This is a genomic window from Nocardia wallacei (genome assembly GCF_029869545.1).
Taxonomy (GTDB): Bacteria; Actinomycetota; Actinomycetes; order Mycobacteriales; family Mycobacteriaceae; genus Nocardia; species Nocardia wallacei_A.
The window spans coordinates 1-21,512 of sequence record NZ_JARWQD010000376.1 but is presented as its reverse complement, the minus strand read 5'-3'; the positions used below and the strand labels follow the sequence as shown (position 1 = coordinate 21,512).

Annotated in this window: 20 protein-coding genes; 12 read left to right on the top strand and 8 right to left on the bottom strand. The window is 68.5% G+C overall.

The annotated features are described in order from the left end of the window. The 5 genes from QH290_RS35205 to QH290_RS35185 form a co-directional block, all read left to right on the top strand. Positions 1 to 1,252: cytochrome b (locus tag QH290_RS35205; protein ID WP_280387669.1), on the top strand; the 1,252-nt coding region annotated here is incomplete at its 5' end. Further along, positions 1,249 to 1,494 (top strand): hypothetical protein, encoded by a 246-nt coding sequence (locus tag QH290_RS35200; protein ID WP_280269328.1) that lies wholly within the window; start codon positions 1,249 to 1,251, stop codon positions 1,492 to 1,494. The genes QH290_RS35205 and QH290_RS35200, both read left to right, overlap by 4 nt. Positions 1,495 to 1,629: 135 nt before the next feature. After that, positions 1,630 to 2,268: a carbonic anhydrase gene (locus tag QH290_RS35195; RefSeq protein WP_280387666.1), complete on the top strand. Its 639-nt coding sequence runs from the start codon at positions 1,630 to 1,632 to the stop codon at positions 2,266 to 2,268. 60 nt (positions 2,269 to 2,328) lie between these two features. Then, positions 2,329 to 3,297 carry a DUF389 domain-containing protein gene (locus QH290_RS35190; RefSeq protein ID WP_280387664.1) on the top strand — a complete coding sequence of 323 codons (969 nt, stop codon included), beginning with the start codon at positions 2,329 to 2,331 and terminating at the stop codon, positions 3,295 to 3,297. A gap of 91 nt (positions 3,298 to 3,388) precedes the next feature. Continuing rightward, positions 3,389 to 3,613, top strand: a complete 225-nt coding sequence (locus tag QH290_RS35185) for a LapA family protein (protein WP_280269331.1) — start codon at positions 3,389 to 3,391, stop codon at positions 3,611 to 3,613. Here QH290_RS35185 and QH290_RS35180 read toward each other — a convergent pair whose 3' ends face one another. Both QH290_RS35180 and QH290_RS35175 read right to left on the bottom strand, forming a co-directional pair. Continuing rightward, on the bottom strand, positions 3,614 to 5,299 hold the full coding sequence (locus QH290_RS35180) for a SulP family inorganic anion transporter (protein WP_280387662.1): 1,686 nt from the start codon (positions 5,297 to 5,299) through the stop codon (positions 3,614 to 3,616). 35 nt (positions 5,300 to 5,334) lie between these two features. Then, the gene (locus QH290_RS35175) at positions 5,335 to 5,739 is read right to left on the bottom strand and encodes a DUF7144 family membrane protein (RefSeq protein WP_280269333.1); all 405 of its coding nucleotides are present in this window, start codon (positions 5,737 to 5,739) and stop codon (positions 5,335 to 5,337) included. A gap of 219 nt (positions 5,740 to 5,958) precedes the next feature. Here QH290_RS35175 and QH290_RS35170 point away from each other — a divergent pair, with 219 nt between their 5' ends. Continuing rightward, positions 5,959 to 6,174 carry a hypothetical protein gene (locus QH290_RS35170; protein WP_280269334.1) on the top strand — a complete coding sequence of 72 codons (216 nt, stop codon included), beginning with the start codon at positions 5,959 to 5,961 and terminating at the stop codon, positions 6,172 to 6,174. Here QH290_RS35170 and QH290_RS35165 read toward each other — a convergent pair. The 5 genes from QH290_RS35165 to QH290_RS35145 form a co-directional block, all read right to left on the bottom strand. Next, positions 6,140 to 7,297, bottom strand: coding sequence for an AI-2E family transporter (locus QH290_RS35165; protein WP_280387660.1), 1,158 nt, complete (start codon positions 7,295 to 7,297; stop codon positions 6,140 to 6,142). The genes QH290_RS35170 and QH290_RS35165 overlap by 35 nt on opposite strands. A 1-nt stretch (position 7,298) precedes the next feature. Then, entirely contained in the window at positions 7,299 to 7,784 is a 486-nt protein-coding gene (locus QH290_RS35160; RefSeq protein ID WP_280387658.1) for a hypothetical protein, read from the bottom strand. 15 nt (positions 7,785 to 7,799) lie between these two features. Further along, positions 7,800 to 7,922, bottom strand: coding sequence for a hypothetical protein (locus QH290_RS35155; protein WP_280269337.1), 123 nt, complete (start codon positions 7,920 to 7,922; stop codon positions 7,800 to 7,802). A 24-nt stretch (positions 7,923 to 7,946) separates the two neighbouring features. Further along, complete coding sequence (locus QH290_RS35150; RefSeq protein WP_280387656.1) at positions 7,947 to 10,463, bottom strand: sulfatase-like hydrolase/transferase; 2,517 nt, start codon at positions 10,461 to 10,463, stop codon at positions 7,947 to 7,949. A gap of 98 nt (positions 10,464 to 10,561) precedes the next feature. After that, positions 10,562 to 11,479, bottom strand: a complete 918-nt coding sequence (locus tag QH290_RS35145; RefSeq protein WP_425303691.1) for a formylglycine-generating enzyme family protein — start codon at positions 11,477 to 11,479, stop codon at positions 10,562 to 10,564. 195 nt (positions 11,480 to 11,674) lie between these two features. Here QH290_RS35145 and QH290_RS35140 point away from each other — a divergent pair, with 195 nt between their 5' ends. Continuing rightward, on the top strand, positions 11,675 to 14,263 hold the full coding sequence (locus QH290_RS35140; RefSeq protein WP_280387654.1) for a winged helix-turn-helix domain-containing protein: 2,589 nt from the start codon (positions 11,675 to 11,677) through the stop codon (positions 14,261 to 14,263). Positions 14,264 to 14,322: 59 nt separating this feature from the next. Further along, the gene (locus tag QH290_RS35135) at positions 14,323 to 16,149 is read left to right on the top strand and encodes an alkyl/aryl-sulfatase (protein WP_280387651.1); all 1,827 of its coding nucleotides are present in this window, start codon (positions 14,323 to 14,325) and stop codon (positions 16,147 to 16,149) included. 93 nt (positions 16,150 to 16,242) lie between these two features. Here the strand turns inward: QH290_RS35135 and QH290_RS35130 are convergent, their stop codons facing one another. Beyond that, positions 16,243 to 16,554, bottom strand: a complete 312-nt coding sequence (locus QH290_RS35130) for a hypothetical protein (RefSeq protein WP_280269341.1) — start codon at positions 16,552 to 16,554, stop codon at positions 16,243 to 16,245. 243 nt (positions 16,555 to 16,797) lie between these two features. Between QH290_RS35130 and QH290_RS35125 the strand changes: the two genes are divergently transcribed. The 4 genes from QH290_RS35125 (at position 16,798) to QH290_RS35110 (ending at position 21,172) form a co-directional block, all read left to right on the top strand. Further along, the gene (locus QH290_RS35125; protein ID WP_280387649.1) at positions 16,798 to 17,709 is read left to right on the top strand and encodes a helix-turn-helix domain-containing protein; all 912 of its coding nucleotides are present in this window, start codon (positions 16,798 to 16,800) and stop codon (positions 17,707 to 17,709) included. Further along, positions 17,693 to 17,908, top strand: coding sequence for a DUF397 domain-containing protein (locus QH290_RS35120; RefSeq protein ID WP_280387648.1), 216 nt, complete (start codon positions 17,693 to 17,695; stop codon positions 17,906 to 17,908). The genes QH290_RS35125 and QH290_RS35120 overlap by 17 nt, the downstream gene beginning before the upstream one ends. A 414-nt stretch (positions 17,909 to 18,322) precedes the next feature. Further along, positions 18,323 to 19,708 carry a wax ester/triacylglycerol synthase domain-containing protein gene (locus QH290_RS35115; RefSeq protein ID WP_280269344.1) on the top strand — a complete coding sequence of 462 codons (1,386 nt, stop codon included), beginning with the start codon at positions 18,323 to 18,325 and terminating at the stop codon, positions 19,706 to 19,708. A gap of 186 nt (positions 19,709 to 19,894) precedes the next feature. Further along, the gene (locus QH290_RS35110; protein ID WP_280269345.1) at positions 19,895 to 21,172 is read left to right on the top strand and encodes an FAD-binding oxidoreductase; all 1,278 of its coding nucleotides are present in this window, start codon (positions 19,895 to 19,897) and stop codon (positions 21,170 to 21,172) included. The last annotated feature ends 340 nt before the right edge of the window (positions 21,173 to 21,512 follow it).

The window sequence follows — 21,512 nt, the reverse complement described above, 5'->3', positions numbered from 1 at the left end:
CTACTCGCTGCCCGACGATCTGCTCTCCGGCACGGGCCTGCGGGCCGCGTTCTCGGGAATCACCATGGGGATGCCGGTGATCGGCACGTGGCTGCACTGGCTGATGTTCGGCGGCGACTTCCCCGGCGACATCATCATCCCCCGCCTGTACATCGCGCACGTGCTGCTGTTCCCGGCGATCATGCTCGCGCTGGTCGCCGCCCACATCGGAGTGATCTGGTACCAGAAGCACACCCAATTCCCCGGCCCGGCGCGCACCGAGAAGAACGTGGTCGGCGCCCGTATCGTGCCGGTGTTCTCGCTCGATCAGGGCGCGTTCTTCATGTTCACCCTCGGCGTGCTGGCGCTCATGGGCGGCGTACTGCAGATCAACCCGATCTGGAACCTGGGGCCCTACAACCCTTCTCAGGTGTCGGCCGGAACCCAGCCCGATCTCTACCTGATGTGGACCGACGGCTTCCTGCGCCTGTTCCCGCCGTGGGAGGCGTACCTGTTCGGCCACACCATCCCCGCCTCGAATTCGATCGCGGTGCTGATGCTGGTGATCTTCGTCCTGATGATCTACTACCCGTGGATCGAGAAGCGTCTCACCAAGGACCACGCGCACCACAATGTGTTGCAGCGGCCGCGGGATGTGCCGGTGCGCACCGCGATCGGCGCGATGGCGCTGACCTTCTACGCGGTGCTGACGGTGGCCTGCGTCAACGACATCATCGCGCTGCAGTTCGATATCTCGCTCAACGCGACGACGTGGTTCTTCCGCATCGCGCTGCTGGTCGGCCCGCCGCTGGCCTACTTCCTGGCCTACCGAATGTGCCTGGGCCTGCAGCGCAGCGACCGGCAGGTACTCGAGCACGGCATCGAGACCGGCATCATCAAGCGCCTCCCGCACGGCGAGTACATCGAGATGCACCAGCCGCTCGGCCCGATCGACGACCACGGTCATCCGATCCCGCTGGAGTACCAGGGCGCGCCGGTGCCGAAGAAGATGAACAAACTCGGCTGGGCGGGCAAACCCGGCCTGGGCTCGTTCCTCCGCTCCGACCCGCCCGCGCAGGTCGCGGACCTCACCGGCTACGAGCACGAGCAGGAACGCAAACAGCTTGCGGTGCTCCAGGATCACCAGGATCGCAATGGATCAGTCCGTAACGGCCCTGCGCGCAACGGAGGCCACGGAAACGCCCACAACGGAAGCAGCGGATCCGGCCGTCCCGAAGACAGCGGGAGCAACAGCAGAGGAGGCGACCAATGAGACTGCGGCGCAACAGATCCGCGGCGGAACCCGAGGCCGAGGACTACGGCCTGCTGGTCGCCGCCGCCACGGTACCCAGTGACGATGCGGCCCGCACGGTCCGGAACATCCTGCGCGCCAACGGCATCCGCTCCACCACCGGCCCGGCCTTCCGCCACCCGCAACGCCACCATCGCCGCATCCTCGTCTTCGCCGAAGACGCCGCCCGGGCCTACCAGGTGATCTGCGCGCACACGGGGTAGCAGGGCGCGCCGGGACGCGGGCAGAATCACACACCACCCCCATGCGCGCCGCGACCTGCGCGCGCGAACCGGAGAATCGCGCGGTTACCGGACCTTCGTTCGCCAGCCGCTAACTACATATGGTAAATCGGACATATGTCCCACGCGAACCCCATCAGTTCCTGGAAGTCCCTGCGTGACGGCAACGACCGATTCGTCGAGGGCACGCTGCAGCACCCCGGTCAGGGAGCCGCGGACCGCGCCAAGCTCGTCGGCGGGCAGCAGCCGTCGGCGATCCTCTTCGGCTGCGGCGACTCCCGCGTCGCGGCCGAGATCATCTTCGACCGCGGGCTCGGCGACATGTTCGTCGTCCGCACCGCCGGTCACGTCGTGGACTCGTCGGTACTCGGGTCGATCGAGTACGGCGTCGCGGTGCTGGGCGTGCCGCTGATCGTGGTGCTCGGCCACGACAGCTGCGGCGCCGTGCGCGCGACCATCGACGCGCTCGACGGCGAGGGCGTCCCGGGCGGATTCATCCGCAGCGTCGTCGAGAAGGTCACCCCGTCGATCCTGATGGGTAAGCGTGAGGGCCTGACCAGCGTGGACGAGTTCGAGGCCCGCCACGTCGTGGAGACCACCCGCCTGCTGATGCAGCGTTCGTCCATCATCGCCGAGCGCGTCGCCGCCGGCGAGTGCGCGATCGCGGGCGTCACCTACGCGCTGGCCGACGGCAAGGCCCAGCTGCGCGGGGTGATCGGCGACATCGGCGAAACGGCCGTCCCCATCGAGGTCTGATCCCGAAGATCACCTCCACGGGGTGAATCCGGAGCCCGTCGGCGCCCGCAGAATGCGGCGATGCAGTATCTGCTTCCGGACAGTCGGCGCCGCTCGCTGGACGACCTCACCGATCGCCTGGATCTGTCCGTCGGTGACGCACCGGCGAAGCGGTCGGCGTTCTGGATCATGCTGGTGCTGTCGGCGGTCATCGCGATCTCGGGTGTGGCGGGCGATTCCACGGCGACGGTGATCGGCGCGATGATCGTGGCCCCGCTGTCGGTGCCGATCCTGGGCATCGGCCTGGGCATCGCGACGGCTCGCGGCCACCTGATCGGCCGCAGCCTGCTGCTGGTCCTCGCCGGGGTCGGCGTCGTGATCCTGCTGGGGTTCCTGTTCGCGCAGCTGCTGCCCAACCCGGTGTCCGTGCTGTCGAATTCCCAGGTGCAGGGGCGGACCTCGCCCACCCTGATGGATCTCACGGCGGCGCTGGCGACCGGGTTGGTCGCGGCGGTGGCGATCACGCGGCGAGACGTCGGCGACGTGCTGCCGGGCGTCGCCATCGCCATTTCCCTGGTGCCACCGCTGGCGGTGGTCGGCGTCTGCCTGGGATCGCAGGCACCGGCGCTGGCGCTGGGCGCCCTGGTGCTGTTCATGTCCAACGTGGTCGCCATGATCCTCACGACGACCGCGGTGCTCGTGCTCGTCGGATACGGCCGGGAGGCGGGCGCGGCCACCGCGCGCCGCGGCCGGGCATACCTGGTGCTGACCGCGACCCTGGTGCTGGTCGCGCTGCCGATGACGGTCAATTCCCTGACGTCGCTGTGGGCGGGCCAGATCTCCGAGGCCGCCGACGACTGGTTGCGCGACATCTCCGGCGCCGAGGTCACGGACGTGACGCTGCAGAGCGATACCGCGACCGTCTCCGTCCTCGGCCCCCAGCAGCTGCCGCCGATCGGCGAGCTACAGCGTGCCGTCGACGATCTGATGCCGTGGAGCCCGACGGTGGTCGTGGAGCACACGGTCGGCGAGCGGGTCTCCAGCCGGTAGCCGACCTCATCCGCTGCGGGTGAGGCGGGGCGGCCGGGCGGCGGCGGATACTTCGGGTCTGATCTGTCCCTACTCCCCGCGGAGGACAGCGATGGACAAGACAGCGAAACCCTCGATCGTGTCGCGGATCTCGATCACGCAGTGGCTGGCGATCGTGCTGACGGTGCTGGCCGTTCTGTTCATCGTGGCGAACCGGGACCGGGTGGAGATCGATTTCCTGATGATCACGGTGCGTTCGCCGATGTGGCTGATCCTGCTGGTGATGTTCGTGGTGGGATGGCTTGCGGGCATACTGTTCCGGCGCGTGCGCCGCTGATCAGGCGCCGCGCTCCGGGAGATCGGCGACCGCCGCGGAGACGGTCGGGTACACCGCGATCGGGGTGCCCCCGGTCGGCGCGGTGCCCAGCTCGTCGCCGAACTGGCCGATCGAGCGGGCGATGCGGAAGTCGACGCCGCGGCGCGCGAGAGCGTCGCGCAGGCCCGGGTGCGCGCCCGCGGCGGTGACGTCGATGGTCGGCGATGTTTCGGCGTCGAGGACGACGAGCCGGGTGTGCCCGGTACACAGCTGCTCGATCCGCTCGCGGACGTAGTCGGCGTTGGCGAAGAACAGCCCCGACTCGACCCGCACCACCAGCAGATCCGCGCGCCGGGCCAGGCCCGGATGCCGGTCCGCGTCGAGCCACAGCGTCCCCTGCGCGGCCAGCGGCACGACGTGCGGCCGCGAGGTGCGGTACACGAGCAGCAGCATCGAGATGCCGATGCCGATCAGCAGCCCGGGCAGGGTGTCGAACAGCAGGACACCGAGCATCGCCGCCAGCGCCGCGGTGAAGTCCGCGCGGGCCGCCCTACCGTAGATCGCGCCCAGCCGCTCCGTCCACGCCCGGTACAGGCGGCGCAGCGCGGCGACGTCGACCAGCTCGATCACGGCGGCGATGACCACACCCGCCAGCGTCGCCTCGGGCAGCCGCTCGAACAGGCCGGTCAGAAACAGCAGGGTGAGCACGGTCAGCGCGGCGACGACCAGCCCACTCAGCTGCGTCTTCGCACCGGCCGAGCCGTTGACGGCGGTCTTGGACAGGCTGCCGTTGACGACCATGCCCGACGCCAGCCCGGAGCCGAGGTTGGCCGCGCCCAGTCCGAACAGTTCGCGGTTGGCGTCCACCTCGTAACCCGCCTCGGCCGCATAGGTTTTCGCCGCACCCAGCCCCTCGGCGAACCCGATCAGCACCACGCCCACGGCGGGACCGAGCAGGTCGAGGTAGTCGCGGAACCCGACCCCACCCGGCAGGCCGACCGCGGGCAGGCCGGAGTCGATGTGGCCGACGATGTCGACACCCTTGTCGTCCAGACCGAATACCGCCACCGCGGCGATGCCCAGCAGCACCGCCAGCAGCGATCCGGGCACCAGCGGCAGCCACCGCCGCAGCCCCAGCACCACGGCGAGGCTCATCACACCGAGAAGCGCTGTGCGCCAGTGTGTTTCGCCGAGATTCGTCAGCACGCCCCACGCCTGCTCGAAGAAGTCGCCCTCGTGTTTGCCGATGCCCAGCAGCTTCGGGACCTGGCCGACGATGATGGTGAGCGCCAGCCCGACGATGAACCCCTTCAGCACCGGCTCGGAGATGAACGACGCCACGAAGCCGAGCCGGACGAGCCCGGCCAGCAGCCCGGCCAGGCCCGTCACGACGCCCAGCGCGGTGGACAACGCGAGGTACCGGCCGCCGTCGGCCCCGGCCAGCGGCGTCACGATGGCCGCCGACAACGCCGCCGTGGCCGACATCGGGCCCACCACCAGATGCCGCGAACTGCCCGCCAGCGCGTAGAGGACCAGGGCGGGCACCGCGGCGTACAGTCCGGTCACCGGCGGCACCCCCGCGATCGATGCGTAGGCCAGCGCCTCCGGGACCATGACCGCCCACACGGTGAGCCCGGCGATCACATCGGGACGCAACCAGCCCCGCCGGTACCCGCGCAGGGATTCGAAGACCGGCCGGTGCGTCACGGATCCCTCACCCGCTCAACCGGATTCGCCGTCGGTCAGTCCTGCGGGCGCCAGGTGGCGACGGCCCAGATGACCACGACGTCGAGCGCGATCACCAGCACCGACCACCACGGGTAGTACGGCAGCCACAGGAAATTCGCCAGGATCGACACCGCCGCGATGCCGATCGCCGCGCCGCGTCCCCACGCCGTGCCGGTCATCAGCCCGAGCGCGCAGATCACCAGGATCACGCCCAGCACGATGTGGATCCAGCCCCAGGTGGTGACGTCGAATTTGTAGACGTACTCGACGCCCACGACGAACAGATCGTCGTTGGCGACCGCCGAGATGCCCTCGAACAGCGACAGGATGCCGACGGTGATCAGCAGGACCGCGGCGCCGATCGAGGTGCCCGCGGCCAATCCCTGCCGCACGGGATGGTTGTCCGATGAGGTTGACATTTCCGACTCCTTCCGAGCGCAGACGTCTGGGACGACTGTGACGCACCCCCGGGCCGCCGCGCCTCACCCGCGGAGGGTGAGCGGCGGCGATCTCGTCCGGCCGAAGTCATCCCGATCGGATGATGTGGGCGCATCACCCCGCGGCCAGGCTGAATCGCGCGGGCGCACCGCCCGGGACAGCGGCGACACGCAGAGAACCCACGAGGAGGGTGACCGTCCATGTCGGGTGCCGTTCGGTATCAGTTCGTCATCGAGGGTGAACTGTCCGAACGCGCGCGGGCCGCCTTCCCCGAACTCGCGCGCAGCGACCGCTCCACCTCCGGCACCACCACCCTGTACGGCACCGTGCCCGACAGCACCGCGGTGCGGGGCGTGATGGCCCGCATCGATGCGCTGGGCCTCACCCTGCTGGAGATGTCCCGCCTGCCGGATTAGCGCCGGGATACCCGCGATCCTCGAATTCGGCGGCGGGCGCGGGCGATTTGTCGCCGATGAGGACGTTCACCCAGCGCGTCGCCGGGTCGATATCCAGCAGCAGCGCCTTCACCAGCAGCGTCAGCGGCACCGCCAGCAGCGCGCCGAGCGGTCCCAGCACCCACGACCAGAACACCAGCGACAGGAACGTGACGGTGACGCTGAGCCCCACCGAGTCGCCGACGTACTTGGGCTGGATGACCGACTGGATGACGAAATTGATCACGCAGTAGACCACGATGACCCAGATCATCAGCGCCGGACCGCTGTCGAGCAGCGCGAGCAGGGCGGGCGGCACCAGGCCGATGAGGAATCCGATGTTGGGAATGTAGTTGGTGATGAACGACAGCACCGCCCACAGCACGGGCAGCGGCACGCCCAGCCACCACAGCGCGACGCCGTCGAACACCGCCACCACGAGCCCGAAGACCGTCGACACCACCAGGTACTTGCGGGTCCCGGTCGCGAAAGCCGTGAGCGCGTAGGCGATTTCGGGCCGAGTCGCCGAGACGACGGCCATCTTGCGGCCCATGGCCATGCCGTCGATCGCCATGAACAGCAGCAGCGCCGCGACGAAGAACAGATTCGACAGCACCCCGATCAGATTGCGCAGCACATCCTGCAACAGGTCGACGGCCTTGTGCACATCGAATCCGCTGAGCATGTTGTGGATCTGCGCGGTATCGACGCCCGCGTCGGCCAGTGCCGAGCGGACCCCGGCCAGCAGGTCGGTCACCCGGTCGCTGTAGTTCGGAAGTTCGGTCGCCAGCTGTGCCGCGGACACGATCAGCGCGCCGACGAGCAGGATCAGGATCAGCCAGACGGCCACCAGCGCCGCCGCCATACCGGCCCACGCGGGCAATCCCCGACCCCTTACCCACCGCTGCAGCGGCTGCACCGCCACGGTCAGCATCAGCGCCAGGAACACCGGCGCGAGCACATCCGCGAATGCCTTGACCCCGGCGACGGCCACCACGGCGGCCGCCACCGCGAGCACCACGATCAGCCCGCGCGGAATCGACCACGCACCGGCCGTGACGGTCGGCGGCGGCCCCGGGCCCTTGCGGTCCGACCGCGCTCGCACGTCAGTGCGCCGTCGGGGCGAACCGGTACACCGTGGTCGTCTCCGCCGGACCCGGCGCGGGCGCGGCGTCGGCGTGCTCGGCGGTGTAGCGGTAGTCGCCGGTGGTGTCGGTGCGGCAGTTCAGCGTGAGCGAATACCGCACCGGTTGCGGCCCACTGGTGTCGACGCTGTCGAGGACGGCGGTGCCGGGCGCGGGTGAGCTGTAGGTGTAGGTCCCCTCGTGCCAGACGCCGGTGCCGACGACCATGTAGCGCATGGTGTCGGCGCCGGTGAATCGGACCAGCACCAGCGCGTCACCCCGGGCGGCGGCCGGGACGGCGGGGGCGTTGCCGTACAGGATCAGGAACTGCTCGGCGACCTCGGCGGGTACCGAGCAGGTCGGCGGCGGCGCCTCCTGCTCGGGCTGGGCCGACACCATGCCGGTGGCCGGTGGCACCGTGGCCGACAACGCCGCGGCGAGGACGAAGATGCGGGCGACACCCCTCACAACAGTCTCCTTTCGTCACAGCAGTCCGAATACGCTCAAGATGTAGACCACATTGGCGGCGATACTGGTCACGGTGTCGGCCAAGGCCAATGCGGCGGAACCCAATTCGAGCAACCCCGCGGACAACGATGCTGACATGACGACCTCCGATGCGACCGGTGGCTAATTTCGTGACAGTGCTGCGGCGGCTTCCTTCTGCAGATCGGTGAAGGACTCCTTGCCGGTGTCGATCGTGACGCTCCGAATGGTTCCGCCGGTGAAGGTGCCCGGATTCCGGTATTGCTGCGAGACGTTGTCGCCGCTGTCGTATCCGACGCACAGTCCGTCTCCGGCGAGGGTGAACTTGCCGGTCTGGGCGCGCATGGGGCCCTTGTCGACCGATTGATCGTCGACGTAGAGCGTTGTGGTGCCGAGGGATTCGCCGTATTGCCCGCTGCTCTCGCGGGTGAATTCCATGCCGAGGGTGTGTTTGCCCGGCGTCAACGGCGTCGAGGCGACGAAATCCTGCTCCGGCTGGATGCCGAGGAAGTTGTAGACGTAGTGCAGCGTCCCGTCCTTGATGAACAGCGTATGGCCGCCGAAGCGTGAGCCGTGCGCGAAGATGACGCCCTGCGCGTCCGCGGCGAGGTCGACGCTGGCGAGGACCTTGTAGGACTTGCCGCGAATATTGACCGCGACCCCCTCGGGGACGGGCGAGGTGTCCGGGTAGTAGACGTACCGATCGCGCGGGGGTTCGGACTGGGGCCGCTCGTTGCCGAGCTGTTCGACGGCCGTGCGGTCGTCGAGGGGAAGAACGTAGTTGTTCTCGGCCTCCTCGTTCCACGCGTCGATCAGTTCCTTCAGCTTGTCCGGATTCTCCTCGGCGAGGTTCTTCGACTCCGAACGGTCCTCGTCGACGTGGTAGAGCTCCCATTTGTCGTCGTCGAAATGGCCCTTGTCGCTGAGCGCGGCGTGCACCGACGCGGCCTTCCAGCCGCCCTCCCAGATGCCGCGCGTGCCCAGCATGGCGTAGTACTGGCGTTTCTTGGTGGTGGCCGCCTCGGCATCGTCGAAGCTGTACCGCATCGAGACACCGTTGAGCGGATATTGCTCGACCCCGCGAAACTCCTCCGGCATCGGCACACCGGTCACGTCGTAGATGGTCGGCACGATATCGGTGCAGTGATGGTATTGATGCCGCAGCTGCCCCTTGGCCCGAATTCCCTTGGGCCAGTGGATGACCAGCGGGTCGCAGGTGCCACCGGAGAACTGCGCGTAGCGTTTGAACATCTGGAACGGTGTGGAGAACGCCGCCGCCCACCCCGTCGGATAGTGGTTGTAGGTGTCGGGGCTGCCCAGCGTGTCGATGTACTTCATGTTCTCGGCGAGGTCGTCGGGGTAGCCGTTGAAGAATTTGTTCTCGTTCACCGAGCCGTTCGGGGAACCTTCGCCGGAGGCGCCGTTGTCGGCGGCGTAGAAGATGACGGTGTTGTCGAGCTGGCCGGTCTGCTCCAGGAATTCGACGATCCGGCCGACCTGGGCATCGGTGTACTCGGAGAATCCGGCGTACACCTCGGCCATGCGCGAGAACAACCGCTTCTCGTCGGGACTGAGGGAATCCCACGGCCGGACCGCATCGCCCGGCACCGCCACATCCTCCGGTAGCGGATCGAGCGGAGTCAGGGCGGTGCCCTGCGGCATGATGCCCTTATCGATCATGCGGGCCAGCACCCACTCCCGATACGCCTCGTACCCGTCGTCGAACTGGCCCTTGTATTTTTCGGCGTATTCGGTTGGGCTGTGGTGCGGCGCATGGTTGGCGCCCGGGCAGAACCACATGTACCAGGGCTTGGACGGATTGCTCGACCGCTGGTCGCGCAGCATCTTGATGGCGTTGTCGGCCAGGTCCTTCGACAGGTGATACCCCTGCTCCGGCTTCGCCGGCGGATCGACGAACCTGTTGTCCTCCACCAGGTCCGGATACCACTGATTGGTCTCACCGCCGAGGAACCCGTAGAACCGGTCGAAGCCCTTGGCCAGCGGCCATTCCGATTTCGCACCGCCGCTCGAGACATCTTCCTCGGGCACATTGTGGTTCTTGCCGACCCAGAACGTGCTGTAGCCGTTGTCCTGCAGCACCTGCCCGACGGTCGCGCACTGGGCGGGCAGGCGGCCCGCCGCGCCGGGGAATCCGTTGGTGCCCTCGGTGATCGCCGCGAAGCGGTTCACGTGATGATTGCGGCCGGTCAGCATGCAGGATCGGGTGGGCGAACACAGCGCCGTGGTGTGCCATTGCGTATAGGTCACGCCATTGTCGGCCAGGCGCTGCATGACCGGCATATTGATGCGGCCGCCGTACGGCGACCAGGCCGCCATTCCGGTGTCGTCGAAGAGCACCACCAGCACATTGGGGGCGCCCTCCGGCGCCTTCTTCACCTCGAAGGGACCCCAGTCCGGCTTGGAATCGCGAATATCGATTTCGATATCGCCGTCGAAGCCCTCGTTGATCCCGGTGCCGTAACCGGGTGGGCCGTCGCCGTCGTCATTGCCGCACGCGGCCACGAACGGGACGGCGGCGGCGCCGACACCGGCCGCCGCGAAGCCACCGAGAATCGCCCGCCTCGAAAGCTTTCCAGGCGGGCGAAGATGGCCGGATTCGGATGATTCCCCGGAAGACTGCTCGTCATCGCGCGGCTCCATGGAGAGCAGACTAAGCAGTCTTGATCATTTTCCGACTGGAACTACCTCGCCGCATCGACATCGTTGCCGATTCGATAGCAAGAGAGCATTTCCCATGGTCAGTCGGGCAGGACGCAGCGAAAACCGAGGTGGCAGGTGGAGGTGTCCTCCGATTGGCTCTGCCGTGCCGCAGGCCGGTAGCGCAGGCAGTAGTTGGGCGCGCACAGATACGAGCCGCCCTTGATGACCCGGAGCGGAAATCGTTCGCCGGGTTCGGCGGCCGGTGAACAGCACGAGCCCGCCGGTGCGCTGTGATCGCCGCGGTAGTACTCGGTGGTCCATTCCCACACGTTGCCGACCGTGTCGAACAATCCGTACCCGTTGGGCGGGTAGCTGCCCACCTTGGTCGTGCCCGGCCGCGCGGCCTGTCCCTTGCCGGGCACGAATTCCCACGGGAACCGGCCCATCCACGTGTTGGCCATCCGCCGCCCCCGCGGTGCGAATTCCTCGCCCCACGGGAATGTCGCCGCGGGCAGGCCCCCGCGGGCGGCGAATTCCCATTGCGCCTCGCTCGGAAGCGTTTTGCCCGCCCACGCGGCGTACGCGACGGCGTCCGCGTAGGCCACATGGGTCACCGGATGCCGCGTGCGCCCGTCCACCGTGGTGCCCGGCCCCTCGGGATGACGCCAATTCGCGCCGGGAACGTAGGACCACCACCGCCGCCAATCATCCAGGGGCACCGGCCCGGCCGTGGGGCGGAACACCAGCGAACCCGGGACCAGATCGGCCGGATCCGCACCGGGAAAGTCGGCCGGATCGAGTGCGCGCTCGGCCACCGTCACATAGCCGGTTTCCCGCACGAACCGATGAAACGCCGCGTTCGTCACCGGGTGGATATCGATCCAGAACGATCCCACGGCGACCTCGCGCACCGGTCGCTCCTCGGGGAAGAAATCGCGCGAACCCATCGCGAACTCGCCGCCCTCGACCCGGACCATGCCCTTGCGCACGGCCACCGCCGCATCCACTGATGTCATTCGCGCCTCCTACCCTCGACGAGAAGCCCCGATCGTCACCGCGCCGCAGATAATACTGAGCAATTTCCGGAAGGGCTGACAGATCAAGACTCGGAAACATTCATCGACCCATGGCAAATCCCTGGTATACGTTCGGGGGCGGACAGATCAGGCATGGTGCAAGGCTCGACCGAACCGGAATCGTACGGAGGGGCCGTGGTCGGATCAGAACTTTCCGGGGCGGTGCACACCCTGCCCGCCCTCCCGTTCACTCCCCTGCGCCTGCCGGGCCCGGTCCGGAGCCTGGACCGCGCGGTGCGCGCGGCCGACGGGCACACCGTGCTGATCTCCGCACCGGCCGGAAGCGGTAAGACGGTGCTGCTGGCCGACTGGGCGCGGCGGCGGCGCCCCGGCCTCGCGGTCGGCTGGGTGAACCTGGCCGAGTTCGACGCCGACCCCGCCCGCCGGTGGCGGGCGGTGGGCGCGGCGCTGGGCCTGCCCGATTCCGCACGCGCGGGCACGATTCCGGACACGCCGGTCGACGAGGCCGCCGAGATCCTGGCCGCGCTGTCCGACCGCGCCGGGCCCACCGTGCTGGTCGTCGATGACGCGCATCTGATCGGTGACCCGCTGACGCTGGCCGGTCTCGAATACTTCGTCGAACACGCGCCCGAGTCGCTCACCACCGTCATCGCGGGCCGCTACGACCCGCCGCTACGGTGGCACGCGCTGCAGATGACGGCCCGGCTCACCCGTGTCGGCGCCGGAGATCTCGCGTTCGGCGAGGCCGACACCGCCGCCTTGCTGGCCCAGCACGACTGTCATCTCACCGCGGCCGAACTGGCCACCGTGCAGGAGATCACCTCCGGCTGGGCGGGTCTGGTCCGGATCGCCGCCATCCATCTCGCCGCGCACACCGGAGATCGGGACACCGCGATCGCCGCGCTGACCCACGGCCCGCGCGCGGTGGCCGACTTCCTGGTCGGCGAGCTGCTGGCCGCCCTCCCGGCCGAGGCGGTGGAATTCCTGCTGACCACCGCGGTACCGGACGCGTTCAGCCCCGAGCTGGCCGAACACCTGGTCGGCCCGACCGCCCCGCACACGCTGGATCTCTTGCTGCGCAACAACTTTCCCCTCGAGGTCGCCGCCCGCGACGAGACGCTCTGGTACACCTACCACCCGATGCTGCGCACCTACCTGCTCGCCGAGCGCGCACGCACCGACCCCGGCCGATCCGGTCACGTGCATCGCGAGTGCGCGCGGTGGTTCGCCGCCGCCGCGATCCTGCCGAACGCGCTGCAGCACGTGCTCGCCGAGCCCGGGCAGCCCGCACTGACCGAGTTCGTCCGGGATCTGGGACCCCGCATGGTGTTCGAGGGCGACGGCGGTGCCCTGTTCCGGCACCTCGATCGTCTGGAACACCTCGCCGACGACCCGTTCCTGCTGCTGTTGCGCATCGCCGACGCCGTCGAGCACGCCGATCTCGTCCGGGCCTCGGCGCTGGCGGATCTGATCGGTGAACGCGCACATCGGAATTCGGTGTTCACCACCCCGAACCTGTTGCGCCCCTTGGCCGATGCCGTCCTGTGCGACGTCGGCATCGCGACCGGACGCCCACCCGAGCCGCCGGAGCCGCCCGCACCGACGGGACATCCGGACCTCGACTGCTATATCGCCCTGCAGACCGCCACCGCACACACCCTCGCGCCGGACACCCACTCCTGGGGTGAGCCGGAATTGCGCCACGCGCTGGCGCTTTCGGAGCGCGCCCGGCTGCACCGCCTCACCCTGCACGCGCTCACCCGCCTCGCGCTCGCCGCCGGATTGCGCGGCGCGCTGTCGATGATGCGCGAACGCGCCTGCCGGGCCGTCACTTTCGCCGAAGACCACCACCTGAACGACACCGCGCCGCTGGCCCACGCCCGCGTCATGGCCGCCCTGATGTCGTATCTGCAAGCCGAGGACTGCGCGCACGATCTCGAAACCCTCCCGCTCGCACGGCGTTTGGACGGCTCGACCGCCCCCGCCCCCGGCTGGCACGCGGAGGTCCTCGCGCGGCTGTTCGACTTCGACACCGCCCCCGACCGCCACGCCGTCGCCGAGACGCTGCGCAGCGACATGCACCGTCTGCTCGACGAGGCGCCGCAACCGGCCACGACCGGCGGCCTGCTGATCCACGTGGCCTGGGCGCTGCTGCGCATCCGCTGGGGCGAGACCACCCGGCGGCTGCTCGACCGGGCCGTGGCGGTCCTGGGCCCGCGGCCCGAAACGACCCTGGTCGAGGCCGCTCTCGCCGACCGCGGTCAACGCTCGGTCGCCACCGTGGAGCTGGTCGAACCGCTCCTGGAGTGCGACGACCTGCATCCGGTCTCGGCCATCCACGCCCGGCTGCTCTATGCCTCGGCCTGTCACCGGCTCGACCGGCCCACCGCGACCTACGACGCGTTGCATCGCGCGCTGGCGCTCGCCTATGAAGACCGACTGGTCCGTCCGTTCATCGACGTGCCCGGCATCGCGGAACTACTCGACCAATTCGTGGGCAGATTCGGCTATCTCGACGATTTCGTCGACCTCGTCCGGCGCCGCGCACACACCCGCGGCGACGCGCACACCCCGCCGCTGACCAGCACCGAGACCACGGTGCTGCGCCAGCTCCCGTCCGGCATGACGACCCACAGCATCGCCGCCGATATGGGCGTGTCGATCAACACCGTCAAGACCCACCTGCGCGGCATCTACCACAAACTCGGCGTCCGCACCCGCGCCGACGCGATCACCCACGCCCGCACGCTCGGCCTGATCTGACGGCCGTTTCACCCCGATCGGATGAGGCGCGGCGCGCGCGGCTTCGCGACGATCGGGCCATGACCACGTCACTGGACTTCGCCGATACGACCGACTTCGACGACGCCACCCGGGGCTTCATCACCGCCCTCGATCCCGCCGTCATCAAGACGGACGACGGTCGCGTGGTCTGGGACGGCAAAGCCTACGACTTCCTCGACGGCGAATGCCCGCCCACCGCGAACCCCAGCCTCTGGCGGCAGGCGCAACTCTGCAACAAGCAGGGCCTGTTCGAGGTCGCCGAGGGCATCTATCAGGTGCGCAACCTCGACCTGTCCAATATGACCCTCGTCGAGGGCGATCAGGGTGTCATCGTGATCGACCCCCTGATCTCGGCCGAGTGCGCGGCCGCCGCCCTGGCGCTGTATCGCGGTCACCGCGGCGATCGCCCGGTCACCGGCGTCATCTACACGCATTCGCACGCCGACCACTTCGGCGGCGTGCGCGGGGTGATTCCCGAAGGCCACGAACCGGTTCCGATCCTCGCCCCCGCGGGCTTCCTCGAACACGCGGTGAGCGAGAACGTCTACGCCGGAAACGCCATGACCCGCCGGGCGATCTTCATGTACGGCGGCGCGCTCGCCAAGGGACCGCAGGGGCAGATCGGCTGCGGGCTGGGCATGACCACCTCCATCGGCAGCATCGGTCTCGTCCCGCCCACGGTCGACATCACCGAGACCGGGCAGGAGGAGAAGATCGACGGGGTCAGCATGATCTTCCAGCTCACCCCGGGCACCGAGGCGCCGTCGGAGATGAACTTCCTGTTCCCCGACCGGCGGGCATTGTGCATGGCGGAGAACGCCACCCACAACATGCACAATGTGCTCACGCTGCGCGGCGCGCTGGTCCGCGACACCCGCATCTGGGCCCACTACCTCGACGAGGCCATCGCCCTGTTCGGCGACAAGGCCGATGTCGCCTTCGCCTCCCATCACTGGCCCACCTGGGGCGCCGACCGCTGGACCGCCTGGCTGGCGGGGCAGCGAGACATGTACGCCTACATGCACGATCAGACCCTGCGGCTGATCAACCAGGGCCACACCGGAATCGAGATCGCCGAGGAGTTCCGGTTCCCGCCCGCGCTCGACCGGCTGTGGGCCAACCGGGGCTACTACGGGTCGACCAGTCACAACACCAAGGCGGTCTACCAACGCTACATGGGCTGGTTCGACGGCAATCCCGCGCATCTGTGGGAGCATCCGCCGGTCGAACAGGCCAAGCGGTATGTTGCCGACTACGGCGGCGTGGATGCCGTCGTCAGCAAGGGGCTCGCCTACGCCGACCAGGGCGATCTCCGGTTCGCCGCCACCCTGCTCAATCACGCCGTGTTCGCCGACCCGGACCACAGCGGCGCCAAGGACGCGCTGGCCGGGGTGTACGAGCGGCTCGGGTACGGCGCCGAGAACGGGCCGTGGCGCAACTTCTACCTCGTCGGCGCCCAGGAACTGCGGCACGGCACCACTCCGGCCGACCTGGACACCACCGGCGCGGAGATGCTGGGTGCCCTGACCATCGACATGCTCATCGACTCACTCGCCGTGCGCATCAACGGACCTCGCGCCGCCGAGGCCGGAAACCTCACCATGGACTGGGATCTCACCGACGAGGGCCGCACGGTCCGACTCACCCTCTCCAACGGCGCCCTGACCCACCGCACCCATACGGAGAAGGCGCCCCTGCGCGGCGCGGCGGATCTCACCCTCCATCTCACCAAACCCCAACTCCTGCAGGTCATTACCGGTGCGGGGCTCGAGGGCATCACCGTGGACGGCGACCCCCGCGTCCTCGAGACCCTGACCGACCTCCTCGACACCCCCGACCCCCATTTCCGAATCGTCGAGCCCTGACCCGCGGCGGCCGCTCGGGCCACAGCAGTGCCGCCGCGAGGACGGCCGATGGGATTGCGACGGCAGCGACGAAACCCAGTGCGACCCATCCGCTCATCGGCCGGACCTCACCGTCTCGATGTCCGCCCAGCGGTCGAAAGACATTCTCGGACACAATGTTTCGATGCCGCACAGGTGCATGATCGAGTCGAACTCCAGCGCGCTCAGATGGTTCGGCGCCGGGATCAGTACGACATCGACATCCAGGGCACGAACCTGATCGACCACGCGAACCGCAGACTCCTCGCGCCACAGCAGCTCGTATCCGAGCCGACGCGCGAATCGAAGCAATCGCGCCGCATCCCATTCCGGCGAACTCGACACATCGGGGTCGATCCATCCCAGCGCCGTCGGTTGCCACCTCATGACCTACCCCCCGGGCTTGCCGAATTCACATAGTGAATTCGTTCGTGTGGGTGATTCATTCGTTCCTCGCTCTGGTTGTTGTTGCCGCAGAGCATGGTCCGAGCACCCGAGGGCGGACACGGCAACGCAACAAGCTTTCGGAATTCGCGCAAAATGCCAGGACGCGTCACGTAAAAGCCGCTAGCCTTGTCACGCAGCGGTACGAACTTGGCATCCTGCGGGGGACGGGACACTATGACCGATGTGACCGACGCGACCGAGGGCGAGGAAAGCGAAGACACCCGGAGCACATTGCCGCGTCGCCAATTGGGCAGGTTGCTCCGCGAGGCCCGCGAGGCACTGGGAATGACCACCGAGACGGCGGCGCGGGCCATGGGGTGCAGCAAGAACGCCGTGAGCCAGCTGGAACTGGGCCGGGTACAACGGATCCGGGAACGCGATATCCGGGATTACTGCGACCTGTACGGCATCGAGGACGAGAAACGCGATATCGCCATGGAATTGGCCCGGCAGAAACCGGTCCGGTCTTGGCTGCACGGGTACGACGACATCATTTCGTCGAAGTTCAACTTGTACACCCAACTGGAGTCTTCCGCGAGCGAACTCGCGGTTTTCCAATCGCTGATGATCCCTGGCCTCTTGCAGACATCCGACTACGCGACGGCCGTAGGTCGCCGGTTCTACACGGACGAAGCGGATGTCGAACGTAGCGTCAAACTTCGGTTGAAACGGCAGCACCTTCTGACCCGATCCCGAAAACCGTTGCGAGTCAACGCGGTTATCACGGAATCCGTCCTGCGGACGATGGTCGGCAGCCCCTCGGTCATGTCGGCACAGCTCCGTCATGCCGTGGCATTGGCCAACCGCGACAACGTAACCCTGCGGCTGCTGCCCTACCGCGCCGGTCTTCCACTCGGGTACGGAGCTGCGCCGTTCATCGTCCTGACCTTCCCGAAGGACGGTCGCGGTAGGCCGATCGAGCCATCGACGGTCTTTGCCGAGAACGTCGCCACCGGTGACGTCTACTTGGAACGCCGAGAGGACGTTCGGCGCTGCCGTGAGGCGTTCGATAAGCTGTTCAGGGCATCCCTGGATGCAGGTCCGACGCGGGATCTGATGAGAGAGGCAGCAAACAACTATGACCGATTCCGTTGACCTCCCGGGTGCTCAGTGGCGCAAGTCCAGCTTCAGCGGAGGCAACAGTGAGTGCGTAGAGGTCGCATTCGTGAACAACGTTGTCGGCGTGCGGGATTCGAAAAACCCGAACGGCCCGTCCCTCACCTTCACCCCCAACGAATGGGACGCCTTCACCACCAGCATCCGCAACAACGAGTTCAACCACCCTCCCGCCTGACCATCCCCCGCCCGCACTCACCGCTTCGTCTCGTATCTGGTCAGGACCACACCGCCGAGGATCCCCCGCGTCCCACGAGGTCCAGGTTCCCCCAACTATCCAGTGCACCGATGCACGACGCACCCACGGCGCCACGCACCGCACCCGTCATTTCCGGCACGCGTGCTCCCCCTCGTCCGGCACGCGTGCTCCCCTCGTCCGGCATGATTGCTCTCCCTCCTCCGGCACGATTGCTCCCCTCCTCCGGCACGCCTGCTCTCCCTCCTCCGGCACGATTGCTCCCCTCTTCCGGCACGATTGCTCCCCCTCTCCGGCACGCGTGCTCCCCCTCATTTCCGGCATGCTTTTGGCCGGAACCGGTGCGACCGGCAAGGACGTCCCGGTCGAATGCGGGGCGGAGGGGCGGTCGTTAGAGTGCAGGGAATCGGGATCGACGAGAGCGGGCGGATGTACGACGCACAGCTGGTGGCCAATGATGCGTGTTATTACTACCTCGCGCGGTCGGGCCGCCACATCGATTGGCCGATGTGGTGGGTCTTCGAGAATGCGGGCAAGACACCGTCGGCCGCCGACCTCGTCCGCTATGTCACCGATCGCGCCCAGGCGCTGGAACCGTTGCGGCGCAGGATTCACGAGGTGCCCGGCGGGCTCGCCCATCCATTCTGGGGAGTCGACGACAGCCCGCTCGACGACCACGTGACCGTCCACGCCGAAAGCCTGGACTGGAGCGGATGTCTCGACCGGATGGGCGGCGTCCTGGAACATCCCCTCGACGCGCGGGTCAGCGCGTGGCAGCTGCACATCTTCCCCGACGTCTCCGGGATTCCGACGCTGGACGGCCCGGGCACCGTCGTCATGATCCACGTCAGTCACGCATTGATGGCCGGGCCCGCCATGACATCGCTGTCGGAAGCCCTCTTCGCCCCGGGCCCGCCCCCGCTGCGGATCGAAGGACTCGGCCCCGCCGCGCACCGCCCGCCGCTGCGGCGCGCGGCCGTCCGCGGAGCGCTGAGCTGGCCGGTGCAATTGCTGCGCTTCGTCATCGGCGCCCGAGCGGAGAACCGGCGCATCGCGCGGGAGGGCGACGAGGGCGGGCCGAACCTGACGCCACGCAGCACCACCGTCCTGAACCGGCGCATCGGTCCCGGCCGCGCCGTGCGGACCTTCCCCGTGGATCTGCGCACGGTCCGGGCGCCGGGCACCACAGTCACGGCCGTCGGCCTCACCGCGATCTCCCGAGCCATGCAGCGATATCTGGACAAGCGCGGCGAAACCTGCCCGGACGACCTCGCGGCCTTCGTCACCATCGCCGTGCCCGATGCGCCGGTGATGGGCGCCAACCGGGTCGGCGCCGACGTGGTCGACCTGCACCCGGCGACACCGGGCAACGACCGGGCACGCGCCGTCGACACCACCCTGCGGGCCCGCCGCGGCTCGGCCACCAGCCGCCGCGAACTCACCCGCCTGCACCTGGTCGACCAGTTGCCCGCCCGCATCTACCGGTCCGCCCACGGCACGCTCCGGCCTCCCGAATCCGCACCGCCCACGGTCGCCCACACCGTCCTGACCAGCATCCGATGCGAGCCCACCGCCGAATGGACCTTGCTGGACAACCCTTTCCGCTTCGCGGGCATGCTGCCCCCGGTCTACCCGGACATCGCCCTGGCCCACTCGTTCGTCGGCGCGGCCGACACCTTCGCCGTCGCGGTAGTCTGCGACCCGGCCCTCATCGACGACATCGACGACTACTGCGACCTCCTACAGGAATCCTTCGCGGAGATCGCCGCCTCGGCCGAGTAGCTCCTGCGCCGACGCGGAGGAATGTCGCTGGTCGATACCCACGTCGCGATCGCCCGCTCGAGCTCGGGGCAGACGAACCGGCGCAACTGTGGTTAGCTGTGGGGCCATGAGCCAGCGCAGTGAGCCATTCCCGAAACACGATGCGCCCGTGCGCATGCCGGAATCGAACAGCAGCGAGGCGACGGCATGAGCACGACGCTGGCCGACCTTCCCGAGGAGTACCTGCCCCGCGATACCGCGGACGTCGTCCGCACCGTGCGCGACTCCCGGCCGCAGCCGCTGACCGTCCGCGGCGGCGAATACGGCGACCACGGCGAGGACGAGCTCGCCCCGCCGGACCGCCGCGTCGTGCTGTCGCTGCGGCGGATGAACCGGGTGCAGGCCGTCGACGCCGACGCCCGGCTCGTGCGCGTGCAGGCCGGTGCGCGGCTGTCCGATATCGATCGCACGCTGGCCGCGCACGGGCTGGGGCTTCCGATCGTGGGCGACCACCGCGAGATCACCGCCGGCGGGTTCGCGGCGGTCGGCGGGCTCAGCGCCGCCTCGCACCGGTACGGGATGTTCAGCGATAACGTCGTCGCGCTCGAATACGTCGATCCGGACGGCAGATTCGGCACCTGCGGGCGGTCCCACCACGCCGACCGCTTCCGCCGTATTCTCGGCGGTGCCGGGCGCACCGGCATCATCACCGCGCTCACCCTGGAGGCCGTCGAGGTCGACAAGGACCACACCTGGCTGACCTCCGAGGCCCACCGCTTCCTCGACTTCGACACCTTCGTCGAGCATTCGGTCGCCGAGATCGAGCGGCCCGGCGACGCGATGCTCCAGGTGGGCCGCTGGGTCGACACCGCGCCGCTGCGGGTGTCGCGGCCGGTCGGCACCGGGCACGTGCAGCTGGGCACGGTCAGGTTCGGCCAGTGGTCGAGCCTGCACCCCACCACGGCGACGGCCTCCCTGCGGGCCCGCCGCGAACTGGGCACCCGGGCGCGGAAGTCGCTGGGCGCCATCGCCTCCGCCGCGCGCGGCCCCGCCGGAATGCCCGTGCGCAACGCCGCCGCCGGGGCGCTGATGTTCTCGCCGAAGGTGCTGACGCTGCGCGACGCGGAGTATCTCGCCGATACGGTGATCACCTCCGCCGAGCGCGGTCCGGCCTACCGGGTGGCGGTGTTCGCGCCGCTGTCGACGTATACGGCGGTATTCCACCGGCTGCACGACCTGTTCACCGACTACCGCGAGCGCAGCGGCTGCTTCACGGTCATCTCCGCCATGACCTACGGCGTCCGCTCCCCCTACCTGCACGAATTGTCCGGCGAGGACCACGGTTTCCTCACCTTCACCTGCCGCGTGCGCCCCACGGAAACCTACACCGGCAAATCCGGCACCTCCGAGATCCTCCGCGAGATCGACGCCGCCATCACCGACATCTGCCACTCCGAACGCGCCAGGCGCTACGAGACGGATTAGGAACCGAGCCTGGGCCGCACCTCAGAACTGGACCTTGAAGCGATACCAAGGCCCGTCGAGACGTTCGTAACCGATATCGCCGTCCTGGCGGGGGCGGCCCAGGCGAGTATCCGCGCCCATCCCGCACCGATGGAATCTTATTCGTCAGACGACAGACGGGGCGCCCGGCGGGGGGGGACGGGGGGGCGGGTGGGGGTGTGGGGGTTGGGGTTGGGGGGGCAGGCTTGTGGGGTGGGGGTTTGGGGGGGGGGGGGGGGGGTGGGGGGGGACGCGGTGGTGGTTGGTTTGGTCTAAGTTTTTGGGCGAGATATGGTGGGGGCGGGGGGGGGTGCGCGGGACG

What these genes read in the sequence shown, in the direction of transcription:
- QH290_RS35120 (WP_280387648.1), top strand. Translation starts at nt 17,693, where the DNA reads ATGACCGATTCCGTTGACCTCCCGGGTGCTCAGTGGCGCAAGTCCAGC.
- QH290_RS35130 (WP_280269341.1), bottom strand. Translation starts at nt 16,554, where the DNA reads ATGAGGTGGCAACCGACGGCGCTGGGATGGATCGACCCCGATGTGTCG.
- QH290_RS35155 (WP_280269337.1), bottom strand. Translation starts at nt 7,922, where the DNA reads ATGTCAGCATCGTTGTCCGCGGGGTTGCTCGAATTGGGTTCCGCCGCA.
- QH290_RS35110 (WP_280269345.1), top strand. Translation starts at nt 19,895, where the DNA reads ATGAGCACGACGCTGGCCGACCTTCCCGAGGAGTACCTGCCCCGCGAT.
- QH290_RS35195 (WP_280387666.1), top strand. Translation starts at nt 1,630, where the DNA reads ATGTCCCACGCGAACCCCATCAGTTCCTGGAAGTCCCTGCGTGACGGC.
- QH290_RS35185 (WP_280269331.1), top strand. Translation starts at nt 3,389, where the DNA reads ATGGACAAGACAGCGAAACCCTCGATCGTGTCGCGGATCTCGATCACG.
- QH290_RS35135 (WP_280387651.1), top strand. Translation starts at nt 14,323, where the DNA reads ATGACCACGTCACTGGACTTCGCCGATACGACCGACTTCGACGACGCC.
- QH290_RS35190 (WP_280387664.1), top strand. Translation starts at nt 2,329, where the DNA reads ATGCAGTATCTGCTTCCGGACAGTCGGCGCCGCTCGCTGGACGACCTC.
- QH290_RS35170 (WP_280269334.1), top strand. Translation starts at nt 5,959, where the DNA reads ATGTCGGGTGCCGTTCGGTATCAGTTCGTCATCGAGGGTGAACTGTCC.
- QH290_RS35150 (WP_280387656.1), bottom strand. Translation starts at nt 10,463, where the DNA reads ATGGAGCCGCGCGATGACGAGCAGTCTTCCGGGGAATCATCCGAATCC.
- QH290_RS35145 (WP_425303691.1), bottom strand. Translation starts at nt 11,479, where the DNA reads ATGACATCAGTGGATGCGGCGGTGGCCGTGCGCAAGGGCATGGTCCGG.
- QH290_RS35175 (WP_280269333.1), bottom strand. Translation starts at nt 5,739, where the DNA reads ATGTCAACCTCATCGGACAACCATCCCGTGCGGCAGGGATTGGCCGCG.
- QH290_RS35200 (WP_280269328.1), top strand. Translation starts at nt 1,249, where the DNA reads ATGAGACTGCGGCGCAACAGATCCGCGGCGGAACCCGAGGCCGAGGAC.